This is a genomic window from Leifsonia aquatica H1aii, assembly GCF_000633535.1.
GTDB classification, from domain to species: domain Bacteria; phylum Actinomycetota; class Actinomycetes; order Actinomycetales; family Microbacteriaceae; genus Leifsonia; species Leifsonia aquatica_A.
Genome location: NZ_AYMR01000009.1, coordinates 28,294 through 52,954, shown reverse-complemented (window position 1 = coordinate 52,954; position 24,661 = coordinate 28,294). Strand labels below are relative to the sequence as shown.

At 73.1% G+C, this 24,661-nt stretch carries 26 protein-coding genes; 18 read left to right on the top strand and 8 right to left on the bottom strand.

What is annotated here, in order from left to right:
• The first annotated feature begins 6 nt into the window (after positions 1–6).
• From U870_RS0108605 to U870_RS0108590, 4 genes are all read left to right on the top strand, one after another.
• Positions 7–792 carry a crotonase/enoyl-CoA hydratase family protein gene (locus tag U870_RS0108605; RefSeq protein ID WP_025156995.1) on the top strand — a complete coding sequence of 262 codons (786 nt, stop codon included), beginning with the start codon at positions 7–9 and terminating at the stop codon, positions 790–792.
• A gap of 70 nt (positions 793–862) precedes the next feature.
• Positions 863–2,314 (top strand): dihydrolipoyl dehydrogenase family protein, encoded by a 1,452-nt coding sequence (locus U870_RS0108600; protein WP_025156994.1) that lies wholly within the window; start codon positions 863–865, stop codon positions 2,312–2,314.
• Positions 2,311–2,712, top strand: coding sequence for a hypothetical protein (locus U870_RS0108595; protein WP_025156993.1), 402 nt, complete (start codon positions 2,311–2,313; stop codon positions 2,710–2,712). Before U870_RS0108600 ends, U870_RS0108595 begins: the two co-directional genes overlap by 4 nt.
• Positions 2,709–3,578 carry an SDR family NAD(P)-dependent oxidoreductase gene (locus tag U870_RS0108590; protein WP_025156992.1) on the top strand — a complete coding sequence of 290 codons (870 nt, stop codon included), beginning with the start codon at positions 2,709–2,711 and terminating at the stop codon, positions 3,576–3,578. Before U870_RS0108595 ends, U870_RS0108590 begins: the two co-directional genes overlap by 4 nt.
• Here the strand turns inward: U870_RS0108590 and U870_RS0108585 are convergent.
• Entirely contained in the window at positions 3,541–4,005 is a 465-nt protein-coding gene (locus U870_RS0108585) for an SIP domain-containing protein (RefSeq protein WP_025156991.1), read from the bottom strand. The two genes, U870_RS0108590 and U870_RS0108585, sit on opposite strands and share 38 nt — an antisense overlap.
• A 127-nt stretch (positions 4,006–4,132) precedes the next feature.
• Here U870_RS0108585 and U870_RS0108580 point away from each other — a divergent pair, with 127 nt between their 5' ends.
• Entirely contained in the window at positions 4,133–5,203 is a 1,071-nt protein-coding gene (locus U870_RS0108580; protein ID WP_025156990.1) for an ATP-dependent DNA ligase, read from the top strand.
• A 33-nt stretch (positions 5,204–5,236) separates the two neighbouring features.
• Here U870_RS0108580 and ligD read toward each other — a convergent pair whose 3' ends face one another.
• Positions 5,237–6,256, bottom strand: coding sequence for a non-homologous end-joining DNA ligase (gene ligD / locus U870_RS0108575; RefSeq protein ID WP_025156989.1), 1,020 nt, complete (start codon positions 6,254–6,256; stop codon positions 5,237–5,239).
• A 147-nt stretch (positions 6,257–6,403) separates the two neighbouring features.
• Between ligD and U870_RS0108570 the strand changes: the two genes are divergently transcribed.
• Positions 6,404–7,081, top strand: a complete 678-nt coding sequence (locus U870_RS0108570; protein ID WP_081815245.1) for an endonuclease/exonuclease/phosphatase family protein — start codon at positions 6,404–6,406, stop codon at positions 7,079–7,081.
• Between the two features lie 88 nt (positions 7,082–7,169).
• On the opposite strand, the gene U870_RS0108565 is transcribed toward U870_RS0108570, so the two are convergent.
• Both U870_RS0108565 and U870_RS0108560 read right to left on the bottom strand, forming a co-directional pair.
• Positions 7,170–7,799: a hypothetical protein gene (locus tag U870_RS0108565; RefSeq protein WP_025156987.1), complete on the bottom strand. Its 630-nt coding sequence runs from the start codon at positions 7,797–7,799 to the stop codon at positions 7,170–7,172.
• A 90-nt stretch (positions 7,800–7,889) separates the two neighbouring features.
• Entirely contained in the window at positions 7,890–8,288 is a 399-nt protein-coding gene (locus tag U870_RS0108560; RefSeq protein WP_025156986.1) for a DUF7144 family membrane protein, read from the bottom strand.
• Between the two features lie 139 nt (positions 8,289–8,427).
• Between U870_RS0108560 and U870_RS0108555 the strand changes: the two genes are divergently transcribed.
• The 5 genes from U870_RS0108555 (at position 8,428) to U870_RS0108535 (ending at position 12,777) form a co-directional block, all read left to right on the top strand.
• Positions 8,428–8,730 (top strand): DUF1905 domain-containing protein, encoded by a 303-nt coding sequence (locus U870_RS0108555; RefSeq protein ID WP_029947402.1) that lies wholly within the window; start codon positions 8,428–8,430, stop codon positions 8,728–8,730.
• A gap of 54 nt (positions 8,731–8,784) precedes the next feature.
• On the top strand, positions 8,785–9,495 hold the full coding sequence (locus tag U870_RS0108550; RefSeq protein ID WP_115644431.1) for an IclR family transcriptional regulator: 711 nt from the start codon (positions 8,785–8,787) through the stop codon (positions 9,493–9,495).
• 147 nt (positions 9,496–9,642) lie between these two features.
• Positions 9,643–10,470: a molybdenum cofactor biosynthesis F family protein gene (locus tag U870_RS0108545; protein ID WP_025156983.1), complete on the top strand. Its 828-nt coding sequence runs from the start codon at positions 9,643–9,645 to the stop codon at positions 10,468–10,470.
• On the top strand, positions 10,467–12,140 hold the full coding sequence (locus U870_RS0108540; protein WP_025156982.1) for an amidohydrolase: 1,674 nt from the start codon (positions 10,467–10,469) through the stop codon (positions 12,138–12,140). Before U870_RS0108545 ends, U870_RS0108540 begins: the two co-directional genes overlap by 4 nt.
• Positions 12,141–12,183: 43 nt before the next feature.
• A complete protein-coding gene (locus tag U870_RS0108535; protein ID WP_025156981.1) occupies positions 12,184–12,777 on the top strand; it encodes a TetR/AcrR family transcriptional regulator in 594 nt (197 codons plus the stop codon).
• On the opposite strand, the gene U870_RS0108530 is transcribed toward U870_RS0108535, so the two are convergent.
• Both U870_RS0108530 and U870_RS0108525 read right to left on the bottom strand, forming a co-directional pair.
• Positions 12,764–13,747 (bottom strand): MBL fold metallo-hydrolase, encoded by a 984-nt coding sequence (locus tag U870_RS0108530; protein WP_025156980.1) that lies wholly within the window; start codon positions 13,745–13,747, stop codon positions 12,764–12,766. The two genes, U870_RS0108535 and U870_RS0108530, sit on opposite strands and share 14 nt — an antisense overlap.
• Before the next feature lie 19 nt (positions 13,748–13,766).
• Positions 13,767–14,756, bottom strand: a complete 990-nt coding sequence (locus tag U870_RS0108525) for a methyltransferase family protein (protein ID WP_029947401.1) — start codon at positions 14,754–14,756, stop codon at positions 13,767–13,769.
• A 129-nt stretch (positions 14,757–14,885) separates the two neighbouring features.
• Between U870_RS0108525 and U870_RS0108520 the strand changes: the two genes are divergently transcribed.
• Positions 14,886–15,629, top strand: a complete 744-nt coding sequence (locus U870_RS0108520; RefSeq protein ID WP_029947400.1) for an alpha/beta fold hydrolase — start codon at positions 14,886–14,888, stop codon at positions 15,627–15,629.
• Positions 15,630–15,744: 115 nt separating this feature from the next.
• On the opposite strand, the gene U870_RS0108515 is transcribed toward U870_RS0108520, so the two are convergent.
• Positions 15,745–16,719: an aldo/keto reductase gene (locus tag U870_RS0108515; protein ID WP_025156977.1), complete on the bottom strand. Its 975-nt coding sequence runs from the start codon at positions 16,717–16,719 to the stop codon at positions 15,745–15,747.
• A 101-nt stretch (positions 16,720–16,820) separates the two neighbouring features.
• Between U870_RS0108515 and U870_RS0108510 the strand changes: the two genes are divergently transcribed.
• A complete protein-coding gene (locus tag U870_RS0108510; protein ID WP_025156976.1) occupies positions 16,821–17,585 on the top strand; it encodes an SDR family NAD(P)-dependent oxidoreductase in 765 nt (254 codons plus the stop codon).
• Positions 17,586–17,697: 112 nt separating this feature from the next.
• On the opposite strand, the gene U870_RS0108505 is transcribed toward U870_RS0108510, so the two are convergent.
• A complete protein-coding gene (locus U870_RS0108505) occupies positions 17,698–19,185 on the bottom strand; it encodes an amidohydrolase (RefSeq protein ID WP_025156975.1) in 1,488 nt (495 codons plus the stop codon).
• Between the two features lie 112 nt (positions 19,186–19,297).
• On the opposite strand from U870_RS0108505, the gene U870_RS0108500 reads away from it, so the two are divergent.
• From U870_RS0108500 to U870_RS0108480, 5 genes are all read left to right on the top strand, one after another.
• The gene (locus tag U870_RS0108500) at positions 19,298–20,419 is read left to right on the top strand and encodes a zinc-binding dehydrogenase (protein ID WP_043709828.1); all 1,122 of its coding nucleotides are present in this window, start codon (positions 19,298–19,300) and stop codon (positions 20,417–20,419) included.
• A 19-nt stretch (positions 20,420–20,438) separates the two neighbouring features.
• Entirely contained in the window at positions 20,439–21,401 is a 963-nt protein-coding gene (locus U870_RS0108495) for an aldo/keto reductase (RefSeq protein ID WP_025156973.1), read from the top strand.
• A gap of 69 nt (positions 21,402–21,470) precedes the next feature.
• Positions 21,471–22,445, top strand: a complete 975-nt coding sequence (locus U870_RS0108490; RefSeq protein WP_025156972.1) for an alpha/beta hydrolase — start codon at positions 21,471–21,473, stop codon at positions 22,443–22,445.
• Complete coding sequence (locus U870_RS0108485) at positions 22,445–23,425, top strand: alpha/beta hydrolase (RefSeq protein WP_025156971.1); 981 nt, start codon at positions 22,445–22,447, stop codon at positions 23,423–23,425. Before U870_RS0108490 ends, U870_RS0108485 begins: the two co-directional genes overlap by 1 nt.
• Positions 23,422–24,660 (top strand): multidrug effflux MFS transporter, encoded by a 1,239-nt coding sequence (locus tag U870_RS0108480; RefSeq protein ID WP_240183663.1) that lies wholly within the window; start codon positions 23,422–23,424, stop codon positions 24,658–24,660. Before U870_RS0108485 ends, U870_RS0108480 begins: the two co-directional genes overlap by 4 nt.
• The last annotated feature ends 1 nt before the right edge of the window (position 24,661 follow it).

The window sequence follows — 24,661 nt, the reverse complement described above, 5'->3', positions numbered from 1 at the left end:
GCCTCCATGACCGAACCGAAGATCCGCACCGAGCGCAGGGGCCACATCCTGCTCATCGGCTTCAACCGCCCGGAGAAGCGCAACGCCGCCGACTTCGAACTGCTCTCGGCACTCGCCGACGCCTATGGCGAGCTGGAGCGCGATCCGGAGCTGCGGGTGGGGCTGGTCCACGCGGTGGGCGACCACTTCACGGCGGGGCTCGACCTCGCCGACCTCGGGCCGCGCATCGGTCCCGACGGCCTGTCGTTCGTCGGCGAGGGCGGCCTGGACCCGTGGCAGGTCTCGGGCACCGCGCTCTTCAAGCCGGTCGTGGTCGCCGTCCAGGGGACCTGCCTGACGCTCGGCATCGAGCTCATCCTGGCCTCCGATGTCGCGGTCGCCGCGCGCTCGACGGCATTCGGGCAGATCGAGGTCACCCGGGGCATCCTGCCGTTCGGCGGCGCGACCCTGCGCTTCCCGCGTGCGGTCGGCTGGGGCAACGCCATGCGCTACATCCTGACCGGCGACATGTTCGACGCCGCGGAGGCCCTCCGCATCGGGCTCGTACAGGAGGTGGTGGAGGACGGCGAGCAGTTCGACCGGGCCCTCGCCATCGCCGAGCGCATCGCCGCCCAGGCCCCGCTGGCCGTCCAGGCGGCACTGGCGAACGCCAAGCGCGCGGTGCGCGACGGCGACGCGGCCGCCGAGGCGGAACTGCAGCCGGCGCTCGTGCGCCTCGCATCCAGCGAGGACTCCCGCATCGGCATGGAGGCCTTCCTCACCCGCACCGAGGCGCGATTCGTGGGCCGCTGACGGCCCTCCCGAGCCGACCACGGCCGGCCGACGGTCCGACCCAGGACCTCCCCGACGACAAGGAGACAGCATGACCACCACCGAGTACGACGTCATCGTGATCGGAGCGGGCGCCGTCGGCGAGAACGTCGCCGACCGCGCTGTCCAAGGCGGGATGCGTACCGTGATCGTCGAAGCCGAACTGGTCGGCGGCGAGTGCTCGTACTGGGCCTGCATGCCGTCCAAGGCGCTGCTGCGCAGCGGCGCCCTGCTCCGCGCCGCGTCCCGGGTCGGCGGCGTGCGCGAGGCGGTCACGGGCGAGCTGGATGTCGCGGCCGTGCTCGCTCGCCGCGACCGGATGACCAGCGACTGGAAGGACGACGGCCAGGTCTCCTGGCTGGAGGGAGCCGGGATCGATCTGGTGCGGGGCTGGGCGGTCGTCACCGCACCGAAGGAGGTCACGGTCACCGCGGAGGACGGCACCGTGACGGTCCTCACCGCCGCCCACGCCGTCGCCGTGTGCACCGGCTCGGCCGCCGTGCTGCCGGACATCCCGGGCCTGCGCGCGAGCGAGCCGTGGACGAGCCGCGACGCGACGAGCGTGCAGCGCGTGCCGGTCTCGCTGGCGATCCTCGGCGGCGGAGTCGTCGGCGTCGAGATGGCGACGGCGTACGCGGGCTTCGGGACCGAGGTGCACCTGATCTCCCGCGGCGCCCTGCTCGCGAACGACGAGCCCTTCGCGGGCGAGGCCGTCGCGAAGGCGCTGCGCGAGCTGGGCGCGAACGTCCACCTCGATGTGTCGCCGACCTCGGTCGAGCGGATCGAGGGCGACCGTTTCCGCATCGCCCTCGACGACGGGGGCACGATCGAGACGGACGAGTTCCTCGTCGCGACCGGCCGCCTTCCCCGAACCTCGGGACTCGGCCTGGAGGCATTCGGGCTGGAGGACGGCGGCTGGCTGCGGGTGGACGACTCCCTGCGCGTGGTCGACGCCGACGGCGTTCCCGCCGTCGAGGGCGGCTGGCTGTACGGCGTCGGCGACGTGAACCATCGCGCCCTGCTCACCCACCAGGGCAAGTACCAGGCCCGGGCCGCCGGCGACGCGATCGCGGCGCGCGCGCACGGCACGCCGGTGCCCCTGGAGCCGTGGGGCACCTACGTCGCTACGGCCGACCACCGGTCCGTTCCCCAGGTGACGTTCACCGACCCCGAGGTCGCCTCGGTCGGGCTGACCGCCGCCGCCGCCGAGAAGGCCGGCCACCGGATCCGGGTGGTCGACTACCCGATCGGCTCGGTGAGCGGCGCCTCCGTCGTCGCCGACAACTACGAGGGCCAGGCGCGGATGGTCGTCGACGAGGACCGCCAGGTCGTGCTCGGCGTCACCTTCGTCGGGCAGGACGTCGGCGAGCTGCTGCATTCGGCGACCATCGCCGTCGTGGGCGAGGTTCCGCTCGCCCGGCTCTGGCACGCCGTGCCGTCGTACCCCACCATCAGCGAGGTCTGGCTGCGGCTGCTCGAGACGTACGGCCGGCCGACCTCGTGAGGGCGCGCGACCGGATCGCCGACGCGCTCGACCGCAGCCTGCTCGGCCGGCTGCTCTTCGATTCCCCGATCAGCCGTCTGGGCTACCTCTACGCCACGGCGGTCGGCCTGGCCTGGGGCTTCCTCTGGAGCACCGGACCCATCGAGCGGCGGGCCGGGTTGTTCGTCTTCCGCGGCATGCCGCAGCGGACCTTCGGGCGCGGCGGGTCGTGCGTGGGAGGCTGCTACCTGACGGACCAGAACGTGAGCGACGACGTGCTCGAGCACGAGGCCGTGCACAAGCGGCAGTGGCAGCGCTACGGGATGGTGTTCCCGCTGCTCTACCTGCTGTCCGGGCGCGATCCGCTCCGCAACCGGTACGAGGTCGAGGCGGGCCTCGAGAAGGGCGGATACCGATGAGCGCAGGCCAGGGGGCCACCCACCGACGGACCATCGTCCTGACGGGGGCGAGTTCCGGGATCGGGGTCATCGCGGCGGAACAGCTCGCTGCGCTCGGCAACGACGTCGCGGTCGTCGGGCGCAACCCCGAGCGGACCCGCGCGGTCGCCGAGCGGGTCGGCGCGACGCCGTTCCTCGCCGACTTCGAGCGTCTCGACGACGTGCGGGCCCTGGCTGCGGCCCTCCTCGACCGGTACGAGACGATCGACGTCCTCGCCAACAACGCCGGAGGGCTCAACCACGAACGGCTCCTCACGGCGGACGGGCACGAGCGGACCATCCAGAACAACCACCTGGCGCCGTTCCTGCTCACCCACCTGCTCCGGCCGCGCCTGGAGGCGACCGCCGCGGACGGGCGCGACGTGCGGATCGTCAACACGGCCAGCCTCGCCAACCGGTTCGGCCGCCTCCGCCTCGACGACCTCGACTGGGAGCGGCGGCCGTGGCGCGGCGGCTGGCCCGCCTATGGAACGGCCAAGCTGGCGACCATCCTGTTCACGGTCGAGCTCGCCGAGCGGCTCACCGGGACCGGCGTGACGGCCTACTCGTTCCACCCCGGCACCATCGCCACGAACTTCGGGCGGACGTCGCCGCTCATCCGATTCGGTGCGCTCGTGACCCGTGGAACGTACGGCATCCCCGTCGCCGAGGGGGCCGCTCCCCTGGTGCGGCTCGCGGCGGAGACGCCGGTGCTCGCCCCCAGCGGGACCTACTTCGACAAGCTCGCGGCCAACGGCGCGACGACGACGCAGGCGAAGGACGCCCAGCTCGGGCGTGACCTCTGGGCCGTCACACAGACGCTGGTCGGTGCGGACGCTCCGGTGTGACGACCGCGTCGGCCGTCATCCCCACCTCGTCCAGCAGGAGCTCGCGCACCTCGGAGACGAGCGAGAACCCGCCGGTCACGACGGCCTGAGTGGCGCCCGGCCCATCGCAGAGCATCTCCGCCGCCCAGGCGCGGACGGCGCGGGAGGCCGCCGCGCCGCGTGCGCAGCGCTCTCCGGTCCCCGGTCGGCCGGAGCGCGTCGCGCGGGTCAGCCAGGTGACCGTCATGCGGATCGGCGCCGAGATCGGGACGATGTTCTCCACGTCCTCCACCTCGACGAACACCCGGCCGCGGGCGCAGAGCGGCAGCAGGGCCAGCTCGGCCTCGACCTGCGGCAGCGAGGTCTCGTCACCCACCACGACGAACTGCACACGGTCGTCGTGGTGCGCCGTCTCGGCGGTGTGGGAGGAATGGTCGGGTCGGTGCATCTCGTTCTCGAGTATAGGCCAGGCTTACCTAAGTTCAACTCGGTGCCGACGACCTCGAAGACGACACCCAGCCGCCGCTCGCCCGACCGCCCTTCCGCTCCCCCGCCCCGCGCGGGATGATCGACTCATGCGCCCCACGCCGGACTCCCCCGTCGCCCCGATGCTCGCCAAGGCCGTGCCGACGGTCCCCGACTCCGCCTCCGTCACGGGAGGCCTGAGCTACGAGCCGAAGTGGGACGGCTTCCGGGCCATCGTCTACGCCGAGCCCGCGGACGACGGCGGCATCGGCGCCGTCGAGATCGGCAGCCGCGGCTCGAAGATGCTCACCCGGTACTTCCCCGAGCTCGTGGAGGCGTTCCGCCGCCTGCTGCCGGGGCCGTGCGTACTCGACGGCGAGATCGTGGTTCCCACCGGCGACCCCGGTCGCCAACGGCTCGACTGGGAGGCGCTCTCCCAGCGCATCCACCCCGCCGCGAGCCGGGTGGCACTGCTGGCGGAGCAGACGCCCGCGAGCTTCATCGCGTTCGATCTGATCGCCCTCGGCGACGAGTCGTACCTCGACCGGCCGTTCGCCGACCGGCGGGCCGCCCTGGAGGAGTTCGCCGGCGGCCTGCCTGCTCCCCTCGCGCTCACCCGGACGACCACCGATGTCGAGGTCGCCCGGCGCTGGCTGGTCGAGTTCGAGGGTGCGGGGCTCGACGGGGTCGTCGCGAAGCCGCTGGCCGGCGCATACACGCCGAACAAGCGCACGCTCCTGAAGATCAAGCACCACCGCACGGCGGACGTGATCGCGCTCGGCTACCGCATCCACGCCAGCGGGCACGGCGTCGGCTCGATCCTGCTCGGTCTCTACGACGCCGACGGCGTGCTGCGCAACATCGGCGGCGTCTCCGCCTTCAGCGATGTCCGCCGCCGGGAGCTGATCGACGAACTCGCGCCGCTGGTCGAGCGCGACGACGCCGGCGCCGCCGTCACGGGCGAGACCGACCGCAGCCGGTTCTCCTCGGGCAAGGATGTGTCGTTCGTCCGGCTCCGCCCCGAGCGGGTCCTGGAGGTGCGCTACGACCAGATGGAGGGGATGCGGTTCCGGCACACGGCGCAGTTCGAGCGCTGGCGCCCCGACCGCGAGGCGCGCTCCTGCACCTTCGACCAACTCGACCGTCCCGTCGCCTACGACCTCGGTGAGGTCCTCGGCTGAACCGGTGACCGACGGCCGACCGGCGGCAGCGCTCTAGACCTTCTTGGCGCGGCTGGGCTGCACGCGCGGCGGCTCCCCGGGCATCTTCGGGTAGTCCGGCGGGAACGGCAGTTCGCCGAGTCCGGCGTCGAGGTCGCGCTGCCACCATTCCATCAGCACGTCGATGGTGCCGGGGGCGTCGCCGAACCCCTCCCACGGGTCGCCGATGGTCGCGAGCCGCTGCGGCACGGTCAGCAGCGTGAAGTCGCGCGGATCGACGTCGGGCAGCTCGTCCCAGGTGACCGGTGTGGACACCGGCGCGTGTGCGAGCGCGCGCGGGCTGTACGCGCCCGCCATCGTGCGGTCGCGGTTGGCCTGGTTGAAGTCGACGAAGATCCTCTCCCCGCGCTCCTCCTTCCACCACGCGGTCGTGACCGCGTCCGGCATCCGTCGTTCGAGCTCACGGGCGGCCGCGATCACCGCGTGCCGCACGTCGAGGAACTCGCGGGTCGGCTCGACGGGGGCGAAGACGTGCAGCCCGCGGTTGCCCGAGGTCTTCACGAAGGCGTCGAGCCCGACCTCCCGCAGCACGGCGCGCAGTTCGAGCGCGGCGGGGATCGCGTCGGCGAATCCGGTGCCCGGCTGGGGGTCCAGGTCGATGCGCAGCTGATCCGGGTTGTCGGAGTCCTCCGCCCGCGACGGCCAGGGGTGGAACACGACCGTGTTCATCTGCGCAGCCCACACGGCCGCGGCAGGCTCGTCGATGACGAGCTGCGGGTGGGTGCGGGCGCTCGGGTAGACGACCATCACCGAGCGCACGTAGTCGGGGACGCCGCGCGGCGGGTTCTTGGAGAAGAACTGCTCGCCGTCGATCCCCTCGGGGAAGCGCTGGAGCGAGACCGGGCGGTCACCGTTGGCGCGCACGAACGCAGCCCCCACCGTGACCAGGTAGTTCGCCAGGTCGAGCTTCGTGATGCCGAGCTCCGGCCAGAGCACCCGGCCTGGACTCGAGATGCGCACCTCCCGGTCGCCGCTCGGACCCGGGACGGTGAGGATGACCGCGTCGCCTGCCATGGCACCACCGTACCGCCCGAACGGCCGATGACCAGGGTGTGAATTCCATGTGGGATGCGGCCCGCCCCCGGGCATGGCGGCCGAAGTGGGCCAGAATGACAAGCGCGTCCGACGCTCCCCCGCGCGCCGGACCACGAGAAGAGGTGCATCGCCCTGAGGATCATCAGCTACAACCTCCGCAAGCACGCGGCAGGCCATGAACTCGCGGACATCGCCCTGACCCACGACGTCGACGCCCTGTGCCTGCAGGAGGCGGATACCGACGTCCTGCCCGAGCGCCTGCATCACCTGACCCTGGCCGACGCGACGCGCGCCAACCGGCTCGGCCTCGCCGTGTACGTGAAGGACGATCGCTACGAGATCCTGCACACCCAGGTCTTCGCCGTGCACAAGTCGCTGCACGACCGCGTGCTCGCCCCCGCGCACGAGCGGCTGCTGGCCGTCCACCTGCGCGACCGCGACAGCGGCGACAGCGTGCTGGTCGGCTCGTTCCACGCCGCCCCGCTGACGGCCTCCAACTCGCTGCGCCGCAAGCAGATCGCCGCCGCCCACGACGGGATGCGCTCGCTGGCCCCCGACACCCCGGCGATCATGGTCGGCGACTTCAACTATCCGTGGTTCATCAACGGGCTGGAGCGCAGCCTGACGACGAGCGGATACACGCTGAAGCGCAGCACGGAGCCGACCTACCTGCGCTACAAGTTCTTCACCGGGTACTTCGACTTCGTCACCTCGACCGGGTTCGACATCGAGCGCGTCGACGTCCTCCCGGCGGGCGCCTCCGATCACCGGGCGATCAGCCTGGAGGCCGAGCGCGCGGCCTGACCTCTTCCCCGGTCCGGTTCCCGCTGGAACCGCGCGAACGCGTACGGCAGCGGCCGGTGGTGCCCGCTGAGAGCGTTGCCTGCGCACCTCAGTACCCGGTGCGCTCCTCCTGGAGCTTCGCGAGGTCGCGCCAGATGAGCAGCTTGAGCCGGGCCGGCTTCTCGCGCTCGTAGTCGTCGCGCAGAGCCTCCACGCCCGAGAGCGCGTCGAGACCAGCTTCGATGGCCGTCCCCACGTCGTCCCAGGCGTCCTGCCGACCGCGCTCCACCAGGGCGAGCAGCTGCTCCGGCGAATCGGCCTTCTCGCGCAGCTGGGCGGCGAGCGCCAGCGCGGCCGAGCGGCGCAGGCCGAGGTTGTCCAGGTCGACGTCCCGGTAGTCGTGGGGATGCGTCGCATCGCCCCGGACGCCGGTCGCCGCGGCGAGCTCCTCGTCGATGCGACCGGCCGCCTGCCCCTGCTCCGAGGCGAGCTCACGCAGGATGCGCGCCGCCTCTCCCGTGTGCCGCTGGGGATCGAAGTCGTTGCCGTACTGGATGGTGTCGACGACGATGTGGTTCTTCACGGCCATGCGCGTGGCGTACTCCGCCAGCAGCATGCCCTCTTCCACCGCCTGATCGAGGGTCGGAGCGGGCGGCGCCGTGAGGGCGTCCTCGTCGAACGGACGCGTGCGCACCGTCCGTTTCGGCGCGCGGCGGCGGAACCACGTCGACCAGCCCATCGTCTCTTCTGCCCGTCTTTCTCTCGGCTGCGCGCGCACGCGCGCGGACGACGCGGCGGCGGCGCCCGCTCCCATTCTCTCCGATCCGGGTCAGGCCGGGCGACGGCCGGTGAAGAACGCGCTCGCCCGCCGGGTGAAGAGCAGCGAGATGACGAGGAGCGCCCAGAGGATCTCGAGGATCCCGCTGACGAACTGCAGGGTGAACAGCAGCAGGACGCCGTTGATGAGGTTCAGGACCATCACCAGGGTGACGAGCGCGCGCGAGACCGTGCTGCCGTTCAGCAGGCCGCGGGCGACGATCAGGATCACGATTCCGAGCACGATCGACACGATCGCCGACGTGGTGACCCCGGCCAGGCCGCCGGCGGTCTGCGCCGCAGGTGAGGACTCCCGCGTGAAGAGCGCGATCACACCGCCGATGATGTTGAGGATGCCGTTGATGTAGGTCAGCACGGCGACGAACGTCACGGAGCCGGGGCGCGTGGGCATGGGGACCTCCTCTGTCACGGACGCGCTGCGGTCGGTCCGCTGACGGTCACCCTACTGGCCGGGACGTCTGCAGCGGCAGGGGTGATCGGCGCGATCCGGGCGCCGTCCGATCGTCGGCGGCGCGTGGCAGGCTGGAGGCATGGCAGGAGTGCGCTACGAGTTCGAGGCCGAGCTGTTCCGGTGGGAGGCCCGCCGCGACCTCTGGGTGTTCGCGCGGCTGCCGGAGGACATCTCGGAGGAGATCCGGCTGCAGCCGCATCCCCCGGCCGGTTTCGGCTCGGTCAAGGTGATGATGACGCTCGGCGGGTCGCGGTGGTCGACCTCCCTCTTCCCGGAGAGCGCCGAGGGTGCCTACATCGTGTCGATCAAGGGCGCCGTCCGTCAGGCCGAGGGGGTCCAGCTCGGCGATCGCGTGCGCCTCGGGGTCGAGACCCTGCTCTAGCGCCGGGGGCCGCCCGAACCGGCCTGGCGTGCACCATGCGACAGAATGGACCGCATGGATGCACCGGACGGGCAGAGCGCGCCGCACTCGCAGACGCTCTCGCGCGGCATCCGGCTGCTGGAAGTGCTGGCCGAGTCGGAGGAGCCGATGAGCATCGCGGCCCTCTCGTCCGCCCTCGGGGTGCACCGGTCGATCGCCTACCGCATCCTGCGCACGCTCGAGGACCACGGGCTGGTCGTCCGGGACGCCGCCGGAGCGGTGCAGCTCGGGCCGCGGATGGCGACGCTGGCGCGCTCCGTGTCGCGCGACCTGCAGTCGGCCTCCCTGCCGCAGCTGACCGCGATCGCGAACGACCTCGCCATGACGGCGTTCGTCGCGGTGCTCGACCGGCACGAGGTCGTGACGCTCGTCAGCGTCGAGCCCTCGCACGCGCACGCGACCGTGGTGCAGCGCCCGGGCACGCGTCATCCGCTCGCCTCCGGAGCGCCCGGCATCGCGATCCAGTCGGCGCTCACCGAATCGCAGTGGCGGGCGCTGCCCGACGAGCACCCGCGCGACGAGGCCGCCCAGGCCCGGGAGCGCGGCTTCGCGACCAGTCACGACGAGGTCATCCCCGGACTGGCGTCGGTCGCGGTCCCCCTCGTCCTCCCGGACGGCGCACCGGCAGCGGTGGCCGTGGTGTTCGTGGCGAACGGACGCGCGGTGGAGGGTGTCGCCGAGCGACTGCGGCAGGCGGCCCAGGCGATCGCGGCGGAACTGCGCTGACGGTCCGCTGCGGCACGGCCGCCGGTCGAGCACGGGCGCCTTGGCGACGACGGAACGACGGTTGACCGCAGCCGCACATCCCCCGCCGCCCCCTTTCCCCCGCGCGAGCCCGCTGCCGATACTGGGCGGACGACGGAAGGAAACGCCATGCCCATCGAGGACCTCACCGACACCGCCGCCTGGCTGCCGCTCGACGGGCTCGCGCCCGGCTTCGACGCCAGCAAGGCCGCCCACTCGACCGATCTCGCCGGACGGACGGTGACCCTGGTCGACGACCGCGGCACCCGCATCGTGCACCGCTTCGCCGAGCACCGGGTCGAGTGGGAGTACGTGCCCGGGGAGGGCGACCCCATCCCGGCCACGGCGAGCGCCGACGACTACGAGGCCTTCCGAGTGGACGACGGGCTCTACTTCGTCCAGTTCCACCACGAGTACGATCCGTCCGAGGCCGTCTCGCTGATCGTCGACCTGACGGCGGGCCGCGCGCTCTCGGTCGTGCAGGCGATCGGCGGCGACCTGCCGGGAGGCACCGCGGTCAAGCAGCTCTTCGTGCCGTCGGAGATCGAGGAGCTGCCGACGAGCGGGCGCCCCGCCGCCCCCAGCACGACGCTGATCGGCCGCCGGGTGCAGTGGGTGTACAGCGCCGAGCACGCCTACGAGCACGTCTACCTCAGCCCGCACTGGTACACCTGGCAGTGCCTCGCCGGGCCCGAGCGCGGGCTCGCCGACACCGACGAGTGCTCGGTGTGGGAGGTCCGGCCCGGCATCCTCGTCTTCGCGTGGCGCGAGAAGGTCATCCCGTGCGCCTCGGTCACGATCGCCGATCACCGCGATCAGCGCGCGCTGCGCTCGCACGGGGTGCTCTTCGGGCTGGACGCGACCGGCGAGCAGCCGACGCACTTCACCTTCGGCGCGCACGGACGCCTCCTGAGCAACACGGTGCACCCGGCCGAGTACGACCCGGCGAACGCGTGAGCGACCACGACGCCGCCCCGGCCGCCGATCTGATCGTCACGGGCGGGATCGTCTACCCGGTCGACCCCGAGCGGTCGCGCGCGGAGGCGTTCGCCGCGCGGGACGGGCGGATCGTCGCCGTCGGATCCACCGACGCGATCGAGCGCTTCCGCGGTCCCGGCACGCAGACGGTCGACCTCGCCGGCGGCTTCGCGATGCCCGGGCTGGTCGACGTGCACAACCACCACGCGCACGCCGGCCGCGCCGAGCTCTTCGAGCTGACGTTCCCGAACACCGCCTCGGTCGACGAGATCGTCGAGGCGGTTCGCGGACACGCCGCGACTCTCCCACCCGACGCCTGGATCGTCGGCAGCAGCTGGGGCACGGGACTCCTCGACGCGCTCGGGCACGCCACGGCGCGGCACGCGCTCGACGCCGCCGCCGAGGGCCGTCCCGTGCTCCTGACGGACGACAGCCACCACAATCGGTGGGCCAGCACCCGCGCCCTGGAACTGGCCGGGATCGACGCGCGCACCCCCGACCCCGTCGGCGGGAGCATCGTCCACGACCCCGGCACCGGAGAGCCGACCGGTGTGCTGCTGGAGGCGGCCGGCCTGCTGGTCGAGGCCGTCGCCGCGCCGGCCGTCGCGCTCTCCCCCGAGCAGGACGAGCGTGCGTCCGCGCGCGGCATCGAGATCCTGCACACCTACGGCATCACCGCGTTCCAGGACGCTGCGATCTCCCTGCCGCAGATGCGCGCGCTGGCCGCGCTCGACGGCCGCGGCGAGCTCGACGCGTGGGTCGTCTCGTCGATGACGGTGAACGACCAGATCTTCGGCTACGACGACCTCGGCGAGGCGCTGATCGCGCACCGCGACGAGCTCACCGGGGAGCACCACCGTCCCGATTTCGTCAAGATCTTCCTCGACGGGACCCCGCCGGCCCGCACCGGGGCCTTCCTCGAGCCGTACCTGCCGGTCGACGATCACGACCACTCGCACTGGCACGGCGGCACGACCATGCCCGCCGACGAGCTGCTCGGCTGGTTGCGTCGCACCGCCGCGCTCGGCATCTCCGCGAAGATCCACTGCACCGGCGACGCGTCGGTGCGGATGGTGCTGGACGCTGTGGAGGTCGTGCGCGCCGAAGGACACCTCGAGCCGATCTACCAGATCGCCCATGGGCAGTTCATCGCCCCGGAGGACCTCCCGCGCTTCGGCCGGCTCGGGGTCGTGGCCGACATCTCGCCGTTCCTGTGGTTCCCCGGCGTCATCGCCGACGCGCTCGGCACCGTGCGTCCCGCCGCGGAGGTGGCCGGGCTGCAGCCCAACCGCTCGCTGATCGACACGGGCGCCCTGGTCGCCGGCGGCTCCGACTGGCCGGTGAGCGAGACGCCGAACCCCTGGGAGGGGATCCAGGGCCTGGTGACCCGCGCGGACCCGTCCGGGCGGCGTCCGGGCACGCTCGGGCCGGAACAGACGATCACCCTCGCCGAGGCGATCGAGGTCTTCACCGTCAACGGCGCCCGCGCCATGGGTCTCGGCGACACCACAGGGTCCCTGGCCCCCGGCCTGTCCGCCGACTTCGTCGTCTTCGACGAGGACCCGTTCGCGCTGCCGGTGGATGAGCTGGTCGGGCTGCGCCCGCGGGCCACGTATTTCGCCGGGCGCGCCGTGCACCGTCGCGGGTGACCGCTTTCCCCTACACTTGTGGACGAACGACGAGTGGAGGACCATGCCCAAGGTGATCGACCACGACCAGCGACGCTCCGACATCATCGACGTGACCTGGGGCCTGATCGTCAAAGGCGGTCTGGAGGCGGCGACGATGCGCGAGATCGCCGGCGAGGCGGGCTTCGCCAACGGCGCCCTCAAGCACTATTTCCCGGGCAAGGACGAGATCATCCAGGGCACCTACGAGCGCGCCCTCGGCATGATGAGCGGCGGCGTGCAGCAGGCCGTCGGCGACAAGACGGGCCTCGAAGCGCTGCGCGCGATCGTCGAGGCCTCGGCGCCGACCACCCCGGAGGCGATCACCGCCGGACGCGTCCTGCTCAGCTTCTGGGAGCGCGCGCTGTCGAATGAGGAGCTGCACCAGGCGTACCGCGACCACCTGGTCTCCTGGCGCGCCGGCCTCGCCTCCTACATCGCGCAGGGCCGGGCCGACGGCGACATCGTCACCGCGACCCCGGACGAGCAGCTCGTCGACGAGATCGTGCTCATCAACGCCGGCGCGAACATCATGAGCCTGATCGCGCCGGATCTGTCCACGCCGGCACTGCTGGAGGCGCAGATCGAAGCGTTCTTCGCACGGCTCACCACGCGATAGGCGCTCCGGACTCCACGAACGCGCGGTGCATCACCGTCTGCGCGAGCGCCGATGCCCGGGTGAATCCGGCGAGGCCGTCCCAGCCTCCCGTCCACGTCATCCCCTGGGCGAGCTCCCAGGGGGTCGCCTGTGGTCGCGCCTGGAGCGCATCCCGGACCTCCCGCGCCCGGCGCAGGTGGTGCTCGGCGAGGGCGGCGCAGCGTTCGCGCAAAGCAGGGAACGGCGCCTCGTGGCCGGGCAGCGCCACCGGGTCGAGCGCGGCGACGCGGCGCAGAGAACGCAGGTAGTCGCCGATCGGGTCATCGGCGGGGCCACCGAGACCGAGTCCCGGGTTCACCGTCGGCAGCACGTGGTCCCCGGTGAACAGGAGGCCGTGGTCCTCGTCGTCGAAGCAGAGGTGGCCGGCGGTGTGCCCGGGCGTCCAGAGCGCGCGGACTCGACGGCCCGGGAGGTCGAGCAGCCGGCCGTCCGACAGCACCGCGTCCGGCGCGGCCGCTCCGGACGCGGGGAGCACGGGCAGCGCGGGGAGCACGGGGAGCGCGAGCAACTCGGGGCGGCGGTCGGCGGGAACGCCCCAGCTGTCGAGGGTCGCGGCGTCGAGCGTCGCGGCGTCGAGCGTCGCGGCGCTCGGGCGTCCTGCGTGCCCGTCCCCGGCGAGGGCGTCGCGCTCGCGCGCGTGCAGGAGCAGGCGGGCTCCGGTCGCCTCCCGGATCGCCCCGGCCGCGCCGATGTGATCGGAGTGCAGATGCGTGCCCAGGATCGACACGACGTCGTCGAGCCGCCTGCCGATGTCGCGCAGCGCGTCCTCGATGACGGCCACGGCGCGCGGCCCCGGCGAGCCCGGATCGATCAGGTGGACGCCGCCGGCCGCATCCTCGAGCAGGTAGCAGAGCGAGAAGGGCAGGCCGCCGCCGGGCATCGGGACGCGCAGCAGGTGCACATCCGGACGGATGCTCTCGAGGGCGGCCATGCCCTCACGCTAGCCGAGCTCAGACGGCGGTCGCGAGCAGGATGCGCGGGCTGCCGGGCAGCGCGACGGTGCGCTCGGGCCGCCAGCCGGACGCGGTGAGCCACTCGCGAACGGTCGCCTCCGGGTACACCAGCGTGCCGTCGATGTTGTAGTACTCACCGGCGTGCAAGGCGTCGATCTTGCGCTGCTGCGGGTCGTCGTCGAGGAAGAAGTCGAGCACGACCAGGGTGGCGCCGTCCGCCGCGGCCGCGCGGGCGTTGGCGAAGATGGCCCGGTTCTGGGCGTCGTCGAAGCGGTGGATGACGTGGTTGACGAGCACCAGGTCGTGCTCCCCTCCCGGCTGGGCGGTCGCGGTGTCCGCGCCCTCGACCGTGCTGCGGTCGCCGTAGCCGGCGGCCTCCACCGCCTCCCGCACCCCGTCGACGGAGGCCGGGTCGAAGACGAAGCGCACCTGCAGGTCGGGGTTCGCCTTCAGCCCCTCCACCGCGAACGCCGGGCTCAGTCCGCCGAGGTCGAGCGCCGAGCGGTACGGCGTGAAATCGAACGCGTCGCCGAGCATCGCGGCGTGCAGCTCGTTGTAGCGCATCACGCCCGCGAGGAAGTCGCCCCAGCCGGACTCGTCCAGCTCCAGCACGCCCGGCGCATCCGTGTCGACCGTGGAGTCGTAGCCCAGCCACTGCGTGTAGCTCGTGCTGCCGAGGAACGCGAGGAACGGCGCGAGGTCGAGCTCCGCGCTCGCGCCGGTGAGGAAGGCGCGGGCGTCGGGCTCCAGATCGTAGCGGCCGTCGGTGCGGGTCAGCAGCCCCTGGGCGGCCATGCTGTCGGCCAGGATGCGCGCCTGGCGGGCGGGGACGCCGGTGGCGGCGGCGAGGGCGTCGGCGTCGAGCGGCCCGTCGGCGAGGGCGGCGAACAGGCCGACCCGGCTGGCGGCGAAGAGCTGCTTCGCGCCCATGAAGCCGATCGCGATGTCGACGATGGCCTCGGGCGTCACGGGACGGGTCGTTGTCACTTTCACGCTCTTTCTCTCGGGGAGGGATGTCTCCGGGTGCCCGCCGCGCGGCGGGATCGGGATGACTCTACCGATGGAGACGTTTATTTTCTACTATCATAGAAAAACAATTCACCCCGGAGGTCGACGATGCCCGTTCCCACCCCCCGCTCCGCGCTCGCGGTGCACCGCCTGACCGCCGTCCGACAGCCGGCGCCGCTGCCGCCCGTGCTGCTCCTGCACGGCTTCGCATCGTCGGCCCGCGCGGACTTCGGCGCGTGGGCCGAGCTGCTCGCGGACGCCGGGCGCGACGCCTATCTGATCGACCTCCCGGGGCACGGGGACTCCCCCGCGATCGCCGGCACCGCAGCGACGACCGACGCGGTGGTCGCCGCGCTCGCCTCCACCGTCGACGCCCTCGGCGCCGAGCGCGTCGACGTGATCGGCTACTCCCTCGGTGCACGGCTGGCGTGGGAGCTGCCCGCCGCGACCGGACGCGTGCGCCGGCTCGTGCTCGGCGGCCTGAGCCCGTTCGAGCCGTTCGCCGGCGTCGACGTGGTCGCCGTCGCGCGCGCCGTCGACGGCGAGCCTCCCGCCGATCCCTTCGCGGGGATGATGGCCGGGATGGTCTCCGGACCCGGCCGGGACACCGACTCCCTGCTGGCCCTCATCGCCGGGCTGGGGTCGCAGCCCTTCGCCCCCGAGGACCCGGCCGCCACCCGCCCCGACGTCCCCACCCTGTTCGTCGCCGGTGCCGACGACGCGATGACGCAGGGACTGGAGGGACTGACCGCGATCGTCCCCGACGCGCGTCTCGTCCGCGTGCCCGGCGACCACCTCGGCGCCCTGGCCTCCTCCGAGTTCCGCGCCGCCGCCCTCACCTTCCTCGCCTGACCATCTCTCCCCCTCCCACCTCCGCGCCGCAGATTTGGACCGAATGTGGGGTATGGCGGCGCCATTCCCCACATTCGGTCCAAATCTGCGGGCACACGGTGGGAGGGGCGGGGCGTCAGGGGGCCCAGGTGCCGTCGGGGGCGACGGCGCGGTCGAGCCAGAGGTGCGCGGTGCGGGCGCGGAGCTCCTCGGCACCCACGCGGTCGAGCAGGGCGAGCGCACCGAGGTTGTCCTCGAGCTGCTCGAGGCGGCTGACACCGAAGAGCACGTTGGCAGCGGCCGGATGCGCGAGCGCGAAGGCGAGCCCGAGCTGCGTGGGCGTGGCCTCCAGCGACGCCGCGACGCGCTCGACCTCGGGATAGGCGGCGACGATCCGCTCCCGGATGCCGCCCACGTCCGCGCCGATCTTCCGGGCGGGGGCGAGCTTCCCGGCCAGGATGCCGCCCTCGAACACGTCGGAGGCCTGCAGCGCCAGCCGCCCCTGCGCGAAGAGGGCGCCGTAGGGCTCCCCCTCGGCCATCGACCGGCGGACGAGCCCATACTTGAGCTGCGCGAACGTCGGCGGCGTGAGCCCCTCCTCCTCCGCGATGTCGAGAGCCAGGCGCACGTCGCCGATCAGCCAGTTGTTGACGCCCCAGTGCGCGAACCGGCCCTTCGCGATCTCGGCGGCGACGTCGCGGACGATGCGCCGCACATCCACCGCACCGACGTAGTCCCCGACGACGACCAGGTCCGCCCGGTCGACGCCGATGCGGTCGAGGGAGACGGCGAGCTGGTCGGCGAAGGAGGTCTGCGGGTACTCCCAGAGCCAGAGCTTGCCGCAGAGCAGATAGTCCTCGCGCGCCAGACCCGCCGCGCGCACGGCCTCGCCGAACAGCAGGTCGGTGCGGGCGTTCTCGGCGTGCGGACCCATGTTGTAGTGGGCGACGTCGAAGAAGGCGGCGCCGACGTCGCGGGCACGGCGGATGAGTGCGACCGCGTCGTCCGGCTCCATGCGGTCCCAGGTGTTCCAGGACCCCAGGGAGAACACGGGCACCTCCGGCCCGTGGGGGCCGAGCTGTCGGGTGGGGATGGTTCCGGTCTCGGGCACGAGGCCTCCTTGCGTCGAGCGGTCGATGGCGGTTTTTCTACACTCGTATAATATAACCACGCGCCGCGACGTCGCGGCCGACGAGCAGAGAGGCCCGACCCATGACCGCATCCCCGTCCGCACTCCCCTCCCCCGCACGCACCGTCGTCGTCACCGGCGGCGCCGGCGGCATCGGCCGCGGAATCGGCCGGGCCTTCGCCGAGCTCGGCGACCGGGTCGTGCTCGTCGATGTGGATGCCGACGCCGTCGCCGCCGCCGCGAGCGAGCTCGGCATCGCCGCCGTCGCCGCCGACATCACCGACCCGCAGGCGGTCGCCGCCCTGGTGGAGCAGGTCGCGGCCGACCACGGCCCGATCGACGTGCTGGTCAACAACGCGGGCATCCTGTCGGTGCACGGCCGGCTGACCGAGCTCGCCGTCGCCGACTACGACCTCATCGTCCGCGTGAACATCCTCGGCACCTTCACGGTCACGCAGGCCGTCGCGCGCCAGATGACCGCGAGCGGCACCCGCGGCGCGATCGTCAACATCTCCTCGATCGGCGGCCGCCAGCCCACTCCGGGGATGGGCGCGTACGAGTCGAGCAAGGCCGCAGTGGACTCGCTGACGCGCTGGGCCGCGATCGAGCTCGCCGGCGCGGGCATCCGGGTGAACGCGGTGGCCCCCGGACCCGTGCTGACCCCGATGCTTCAGCTCGGGATGCCCGAGGGCTCGCCGGAGCGCGCGGCCTGGGCGGCGCGCATCCCGCTCGCCCGCCTGGCCGAGGTGGACGACATCGCCCCGGCGGTGGTGTTCCTGGCCGGACCCGAGGCGGCCCACATCACCGGCGTGAGTCTCGCGGTGGACGGCGGGCAGCTGCTCGTCTGAGCCGAGCCGCACCGTTCCGGTCGCGCCGGTCGCGCCGGTCGCGCCGCTCGCGCCGGGCGACCGGCCGGTGCGGCATGCGGCCGTCCGCCGCCCGCTCCACCGCGGCCCGCCCTCACACCGACGGTGCCGGCACCCGCTCGAAGACCACATCGCCGTCGACGACGGTGAGATCCACGCCGACCGCCGGCAGCTCCGTCGGCGCGAGCGTCAGCGGATCCGCCTCCAGCACGCAGAGGTCGGCCGCCTTGAGCGGTTCGAGCGACCCCTTCCAGGCCGCGGCGCCGTCCTGCCGAGCCGGGACCGTGGTGTACGCGTGCAGCAGGGCGAGCATCCGGTCACGCTCACCCCCGGGCGCCGGCGCGCCGATCCAGGCGTCGGCGTCGGCCATGCCCTGCCGCCAATCGGGAGCCAGGATGGGCGCATCCGAGCTGAGCGAGACGGGCACCCCGGCCTCCCACGCCGCACGGATGGGCCACGCCGAGGCCGCGACCTCGTCGCCGAGCACGGCGGCGACCCAGGAGGCGGTGTGCGCGGCGATCCCCGGCTGCACGTTCAGCCCCATGCCGAGTCGCGCCATCCGGGCGAGCGCGTCGGCGCCGACGAGGTCGCCGTGGATGACGTAGTGGCCGAGGTCGGTGCGGGTCTGCGCGAGGGCCTCCTCGACGGCCTCGACGACGGTGTCGATCGTGCGGTCGCCGGTCGCGTGCACGCCGACCTGGAGCCCGAGGCGGTTCGCCTCCCGGATCATCCGGCGGAGCGCTGCGGCCCGCTCCTCGGGGTCCGCCCCCTCCACGAGGAGGCCGCCCTGCGTGCCGTCCGGGTAGCGGCGATGGGTCCAGGCCTGGTGCATCGGCGGGATGCCGTCGGCGAAGATCTTGATGCCGGCGACACGCAGCCGGCTGGGCCGCGCCGTCTCCTGGCGGAGCGCGGGCAGGCCGGCGAGCACATCGTGCAGGCTGCTCGGGCCGTCGAGCACACCGAAGAGGCCCAGGACGGTGACCCGGACGGTCAGCGCACGTTCGGCCTCCAGCTCGGCGTAGGCCTCGAAGACGTCCTGTCCGAAACATCCCGTCGCACCGCCGTCCTCCCCGGGGCCCAGCCCGGGTTCGGTGTAGCTGGTGATGCCGAGGGAGGCCAGGAGGCGGCCGGCGCGCAGGATGGCCGCGCGGCGCTGCTCGCGGGTGGTCAGCAGGGGCGCGGCGCCGGAGGTGTCGTGCGGGTCTGCGGCGGGGTCCGCGGTGAGCGGCGCCGCGCCGTCGGGCACGCCACCGGCACCGCCCGCGTCGGCCCCGTCCCCGCCCACGCCCACGCCCACGGCGCCGGGCGACCCGAAGACCGTGTGCGGCCACAGCGCGCCGAGCCAGGCGGCGTGCAGGTGGGAGTCGTTGATGCCCGGGATCACGGCGCGGCCGTCGAGGTCGATCACGCGGGTTCCGCGCACGATCGTCTCCGCGATTTCGGCGTCGCTGCCCACGCGGAGCACCCGGCCGTGCCGCACCGCGATGGCCTGGCCGGTCGAGCCGTCGGCATCGAGGGTGTGGACGACGCCGCCGCGCAGGACGAGGTCCGCGCTGCGATCGGGGGTGGCTGCTGAGTGCACGGCTCCTCCTCGAGACGATCGGGAAGCGGACGGATGTCTGTTCCCATTTTGGTCAACGTATGTAGAATAACCCACACCGACGGCATCCGCGCGTCGAGATCCGGAGCAATCGATGACGATCCCCCTGACTGTCCCGCGCACCACCCGCGCCGCCGTCCTCACCGCGCACGGCGAGCCGCTCGCACTGCAGACCCTCCCCCTCCCCGAGACGATCGAGCCCGGCGCGGCCCTCGTCCGCATCTCGTGCGCCACGCTCTGCGGCACCGACATCGAGATCTGGTCGGGCGCGATGACCTTCCCCGGAATGCTGCCGCTCGTGCTCGGCCACGAAATGGTCGGCGAGGTCGTCGCGGTCGGCGACGGAACGCGGGATGCGCTCGGCCGCGCGATCGCGGTGGGCGACCGGATCGGCTGGTCCGAGTCCACCTGCGGGGAGTGCTTCGGCTGCACCGTGCTGCGCGAGCCGGTGCACTGCTCCCGCCGCGGATACGGCTTCCTGCAGCGCTCCGACGTGCCGCCGTTCGCCACGGCCGGGCTCGCCGACCACGCCTACGTGGTGCCGGGCGCCGCCAAGCTGCTGCTTCCCGCGGAGGTGAAGGACACCTGGGCGTCGATGGCGGGATGCGCCGCGAAGACCGTGCTGCGCGCCTTCTCCCGGGCCGGCGGCGTGCGCCCCGGCTCGCGTGTGGTCGTGCAGGGGTCGGGAGCGCTCGGCATCTTCGCGACGGCCGTCGCGAAGCTCTCGGGCGCGGGCCAGGTCATCACCGTGGGCGCACCGGCCGACCGGCTCGCGGCGGCGCGGCGGTTCGGGGCAGACGAGGTCGTCGACATCGCCGGCGGATCGGACGCGACCGTCGAACGCGTCCTCGCGCTCACGGACGGCGCCGGCGCCGACCTCGTACTCGATTTCGCCGGGGCGCGCAGCGTCGGCCCGGAGGCCGTCGCGATGGCCGCCGCCCGCGGCACCTTCGTCGTCGTGGGATCGACGGGCCCGGTCGGCGACCCCGTCGCCCTCAGCACCATCATGGGCAAGGAGCTCACGGTCGTCGGCTCCCTGAACGGCGACATCGGCGACTACGCGCGCGCGATCGACTTCTTCCGCGTCTTCGCCGACCGGATGCCGTGGGACGACCTGTTCAGCGCACCCGTCGGCCTCGCCGAGGCGTCACAGCGCATCCAGACCATGGCCGCCCTCGGCGAGATCAAAGCCGTCATCGACCCGCGCCTCGGCTGAGCGCAGAAGGAGCAGCAGCGTGACCTCCCGCATCCCCACCCGTCCCATCGGCACCTCCGGCCTGGAGGCGAGCGTGCTCTCGCTCGGGTCGTGGCACACCTACGACCGGATGGACTTCGCCGACGCCGTCGAGATGGTCGCCTTCGCCGTCGAGCACGGCGTGAACCTCTTCGACGTCGGCGTCTACGGCTTCCGCGGCATGCAGCCCCCGGTCTTCACGGACGTGCTGTTCTCGGCGATCGTGCGCGCGGCCGGCATCCCCCGCGAGGGCTACCTGCTGTCGGAGAAGCTCTGGCTCGAGGGCTTCGGAGCGGACGGATTCCGGCCGCAGCTCGAGCACGCCCTCTTCCGCGTCGGCGCCGAGCACGCCGACCTCGTCGTGCTCGGCGACCTGCGCCGCGACGACCTCGAACTGCGCGACCTCGTGCTCGACCTCGCCGCCCTGACCGACGCCGGACTGATCCGCGCCTGGGGCGTCAACAACTGGTCGGCGGTGAACATCCAGTCGCTCATCGACATCGCGGCCGCCGAGGGCGTCGCCGGGCCGCAGGTCGCCCAGCTCAAGTACAGCGTCGCGCGCCGCTCCATCCCCGACGGCGCCCCGTTCGCGCGACTGTGGGAGCAGGGCCTCTCGATGCAGGCCTCCGACGTGATGGAGGGCGGCATCCTCGCCGGCAACGTCACGCCGGGCCGGGAGGTCGGCCGCGACCCGGGCGCGGTGCGGGAGCGCATCGTCGCCGACGTTCCCGCCTTCGCCGCCCTGGCGGACGAGCTCGGCACCACCCCCGCCCAGCTCGCCGTCGCGTTCACGCTCACCCACCCGGCCACGGCCACCACGCTGTTCGGAGCGAGCCGGCTGGAGCAGGTGCGCTCCAATCTCGAGGCCGTCGCACTGCTCGACCGGCTCGGAGCGGAGACCATCCGGGAGCGCGTTGCACCCTTCTGGGCCGACCGGGACGCGGTCGATCCCGAAGGTCCGTGAGCTCGCTCACCGATCCCCGTCACACCGCACACCCCACCACCCCACGACCCCACGACCGAGGAGCCACCGATGATCCCCGTCCCGTTCGACCCCGACATCGCCCCCGTGCTCGACGCGATGGCCGCCGACCCGCAGCCTGCGCTCTCCCGCGAGAGCATCCCGCAGACCCGCGACGGAGCGGCGACGATGTTCCCGAGCGCCGCCGAGGTCATCGGCGACCTGCCGATCGACTCCCACGACCGCGTCATCCCGGGTCCGGCCTGCGCGCCCGACCTCGAGGTCACGGTGCTGACGCCGCGCGGCCACGACGCCACGAAGCCCGCCCTGCCGGTGCTCTACAACATCCACGGCGGCGGGATGATCGTCGGTCACCGCAGCTGGGAGACCGGCCGTCTCGTGCAGCTCGTCGACGAGCTCGGCGTGATCGCCGTCAACGTCGAGTACCGGCTCGCCCCGGAGGACCCGTACCCGGCCGGTGTGGAGGACTGCTACGCCGGGCTGGTCTGGCTCGCCGCCCACGCCCACGAGCTCGGCGCCGACCCCGACAGGATCGTCGTGATGGGCGGCAGCGCGGGCGGCGGGTTCGCGGCCGCCGTGTCGCTGCTCGCGCGCGACCGCGGCGGCCCCGCCCTCGCCGGACAGCTGCTGCTGTGCCCGATGATCGACAACACCAACACCACGGTGTCGAGCCGGCAGTACGCCGGCCTCGGCACCTGGACGCGGGAGACGAACCTGCTCGCCTGGGAGTGCGTGCTCGGCGAGGAGCTGGCGTTCAGCGCCGACGCCCCGGCCTACGCGGCCCCCTCGCGCTCGACCGATCTCTCCTGCCTCCCGCACGCGTACATCGAGGTGGGCGCGGCCGAGCCGTTCCGCGACGAGGACGTCGAGTACGCCTCCCGCATCTGGGCCGTCGGCGGCTCCGCCGAGCTGCACGTGTGGTCGGGAGGTTTCCACGGCTTCGACATGTACGCCCCGACGAGCGAGCTGACCAGGGCGGCGCTCGATGCGCGCTTCTCGTGGTTGCGCCGGGTGCTGGGGATCTGATGGACCTCGCGCCGCCGCCCGTCCCCTACGACCCGGCGCTCGAGCCCGGGCTGGCGGCCTTCCTCGACCTGGTCGAGCGCATCCCGCTGCGTGCGGACACCATCCTGGCGAACCGGGCGCATTTCGCCACGATCATCCCGCCGATCGAGCAGCAGGTGGCCGGGGTCCCGGTCACCTGGGAGGACCGGGACATCCCCGGACCTCCCGGTGCTCCCGCCGTGACCGTCACCGTCATCCGCCCCGTCGGCGTCGCCGCGGGTGCGCCCGGCGTGCTCGGCATCCACGGCGGCGGCCAGGTGCTCGGCACGCGCTTCTTCGGCACCGGCGAGCTGATCGACCTGGCGGTCCGGCACGGGGTCGTGGGCGTGGCGGTCGAGTACCGGCTGTCGCCGGAGCACCCCGGGACCGCCGCCGGCGAAGACTGCTACGCCGCTCTGCTGTGGCTGGCGGAGAACGCCGACGAGCTCGGCGTCGACCCGGAACGAATCCTCGTCTCCGGTGCCAGCGCGGGCGGGGGCCTCTCCGCCGCCGTCGCGCTGATGGCGCGGGACCGCCGCGGACCGCGCCTGGTCGGGCAGCTGCTCAACTGCCCGATGCTCGACGATCGCAACCGCACTCCGTCGAGCCGTCAGTACGACGGCATCGGCGCGTGGGACCGCACCAACAACGACACCGCGTGGGACGCCATCCTCGGTGCCGACCGCTTCACCGACCGGGTCTCGCCGTACGCCGCACCGGCCCGCGCCGCCGATCTCTCCGGGCTGCCGCCGGCGTATGTCGAGGTCGGCGCCGCCGAGGTGTTCCGCGACGAGTCGATCGACTACGCGAGCCGCATCTGGGCGACGGGCGGCGAGGCCGAGCTGCACGTGTGGTCCGGCGCCTATCACGGCTTCTCCGGCTTCTCGCCGGATGCGATCGTCTCCCGCGCCGCGCTCGACGCCCGGGACAGCTGGGTGCGGCGCGTTCTGCGGCTGTCGTGAGCGGGAGGGGCCTGCCGGGGATCGGGGCGGGTGCCGCGACCGCTGCGCCGGTGATGAGCGTGCGACGCAGCATCCTGGTGCTCGGGGTGCTGGAGGCGTTCGGCCCGCTCTCGATGGACCTCTACCTCCCCCAGCTCCCCCAGCTCGCCGGCAGTCTCGGCACGAGCGACGCGCTGGCGCAGGCGACGATGTCGGTGTGCATGGTCGGCCTGGGCGTCGGCCAGCTCGTGGCCGGCCCGCTCTCGGACCGGTTCGGGAGGCGCCGCCCGCTGCTGGTCGGCGTCGCCCTGTTCGCGATCCTGTCGTTGGTGTGCGCACTCGCCCCCACCATCCAGGTGCTGCTCCTCGCACGGCTGCTCCAGGGGCTGGCCGGATCGGCCGGGCTGGTGATCACGATGGCGGTCGCGCGCGACATGTACAGCGGCGTGGAGCTGTCGCGGATGCTGTCCCTGCTCGCGCTGGTCAGCGCCTCGACCCCGATCATCGCGCCCGTGATCGGCGGTGCGCTCGCTCTCGCGCTCGACTGGCGCGGGATCTTCGGCGTGCTCGCCGGGATCGGCGCCGCGCTGTTCCTGCTCGCGCTGACCGGGCTCCGCGAGACGCTGCCGCCGGGGCTCCGGCACGGAGGCGGACTGCGCCGGACCGCTGCCGACTTCCGCGCGCTCTCGCGCGACGGTCTCTTCCTCGTCATCGTCGTGGCGGCGGCCGCCGGCGGGGCCGCGTTCTTCGGGTACCTCTCGATGTCGAGCTTCGTGCTGCAGGACGGGTTCGGCCTGAGCCCGCAGCAGTTCAGCCTGTTCTTCGCGCTCAACGCCCTGGCCAACCTGGCGGGCGCGCAGCTCAGCCGCGTGCTGGTCCGACACCTCGGGCCCGCGCGGATGTACCTCGTCGGCCAGCTCGCCACCGTGGCGGCCGCCCTCCTGCTGCTGGCCGGCGTGCTGCTCGGCTGGGGCGTCGCGGGCGTGCTGACCGCTCTCGCCTGCTTCCTCTTCGCCGCCGGCGTCGGTGGCCCGAACGGCACGGCCCTCGCCCTCAGCGGGCACGGGATGCGCGCGGGGACGGCGGCCGCCGTGCTCGGCACCGTCACCTTCACCGTCGGTCCGATCGTCGGCCCGTTCGCCGCGCTCGGCGGCACGTCCGCCCTGAGCATGGCCCTCACCATCGCGATCGCCGCGACGATCGCCGGCGTCTGCGCCTTCTCCGCGGCCCGGCCCCTGCTGGCGCTGGGACGCTGAC

What these genes read in the sequence shown, in the direction of transcription:
- U870_RS0108530 (WP_025156980.1), bottom strand. Translation starts at nt 13,747, where the DNA reads ATGGCCGCCCTCGAGAGCATCCGTCCGGATGTGCACCTGCTGCGCGTC.
- U870_RS0108560 (WP_025156986.1), bottom strand. Translation starts at nt 8,288, where the DNA reads ATGCCCACGCGCCCCGGCTCCGTGACGTTCGTCGCCGTGCTGACCTAC.
- U870_RS0108580 (WP_025156990.1), top strand. Translation starts at nt 4,133, where the DNA reads ATGCGCCCCACGCCGGACTCCCCCGTCGCCCCGATGCTCGCCAAGGCC.
- U870_RS0108535 (WP_025156981.1), top strand. Translation starts at nt 12,184, where the DNA reads ATGCCCAAGGTGATCGACCACGACCAGCGACGCTCCGACATCATCGAC.
- U870_RS0108520 (WP_029947400.1), top strand. Translation starts at nt 14,886, where the DNA reads ATGCCCGTTCCCACCCCCCGCTCCGCGCTCGCGGTGCACCGCCTGACC.
- U870_RS0108510 (WP_025156976.1), top strand. Translation starts at nt 16,821, where the DNA reads ATGACCGCATCCCCGTCCGCACTCCCCTCCCCCGCACGCACCGTCGTC.
- U870_RS0108485 (WP_025156971.1), top strand. Translation starts at nt 22,445, where the DNA reads ATGGACCTCGCGCCGCCGCCCGTCCCCTACGACCCGGCGCTCGAGCCC.
- U870_RS0108600 (WP_025156994.1), top strand. Translation starts at nt 863, where the DNA reads ATGACCACCACCGAGTACGACGTCATCGTGATCGGAGCGGGCGCCGTC.
- U870_RS0108585 (WP_025156991.1), bottom strand. Translation starts at nt 4,005, where the DNA reads ATGCACCGACCCGACCATTCCTCCCACACCGCCGAGACGGCGCACCAC.
- U870_RS0108550 (WP_115644431.1), top strand. Translation starts at nt 8,785, where the DNA reads ATGGATGCACCGGACGGGCAGAGCGCGCCGCACTCGCAGACGCTCTCG.
- U870_RS0108565 (WP_025156987.1), bottom strand. Translation starts at nt 7,799, where the DNA reads ATGGGCTGGTCGACGTGGTTCCGCCGCCGCGCGCCGAAACGGACGGTG.
- U870_RS0108590 (WP_025156992.1), top strand. Translation starts at nt 2,709, where the DNA reads ATGAGCGCAGGCCAGGGGGCCACCCACCGACGGACCATCGTCCTGACG.
- U870_RS0108490 (WP_025156972.1), top strand. Translation starts at nt 21,471, where the DNA reads ATGATCCCCGTCCCGTTCGACCCCGACATCGCCCCCGTGCTCGACGCG.
- U870_RS0108500 (WP_043709828.1), top strand. Translation starts at nt 19,298, where the DNA reads ATGACGATCCCCCTGACTGTCCCGCGCACCACCCGCGCCGCCGTCCTC.
- U870_RS0108545 (WP_025156983.1), top strand. Translation starts at nt 9,643, where the DNA reads ATGCCCATCGAGGACCTCACCGACACCGCCGCCTGGCTGCCGCTCGAC.
- U870_RS0108605 (WP_025156995.1), top strand. Translation starts at nt 7, where the DNA reads ATGACCGAACCGAAGATCCGCACCGAGCGCAGGGGCCACATCCTGCTC.
- U870_RS0108555 (WP_029947402.1), top strand. Translation starts at nt 8,428, where the DNA reads ATGGCAGGAGTGCGCTACGAGTTCGAGGCCGAGCTGTTCCGGTGGGAG.
- ligD (WP_025156989.1), bottom strand. Translation starts at nt 6,256, where the DNA reads ATGGCAGGCGACGCGGTCATCCTCACCGTCCCGGGTCCGAGCGGCGAC.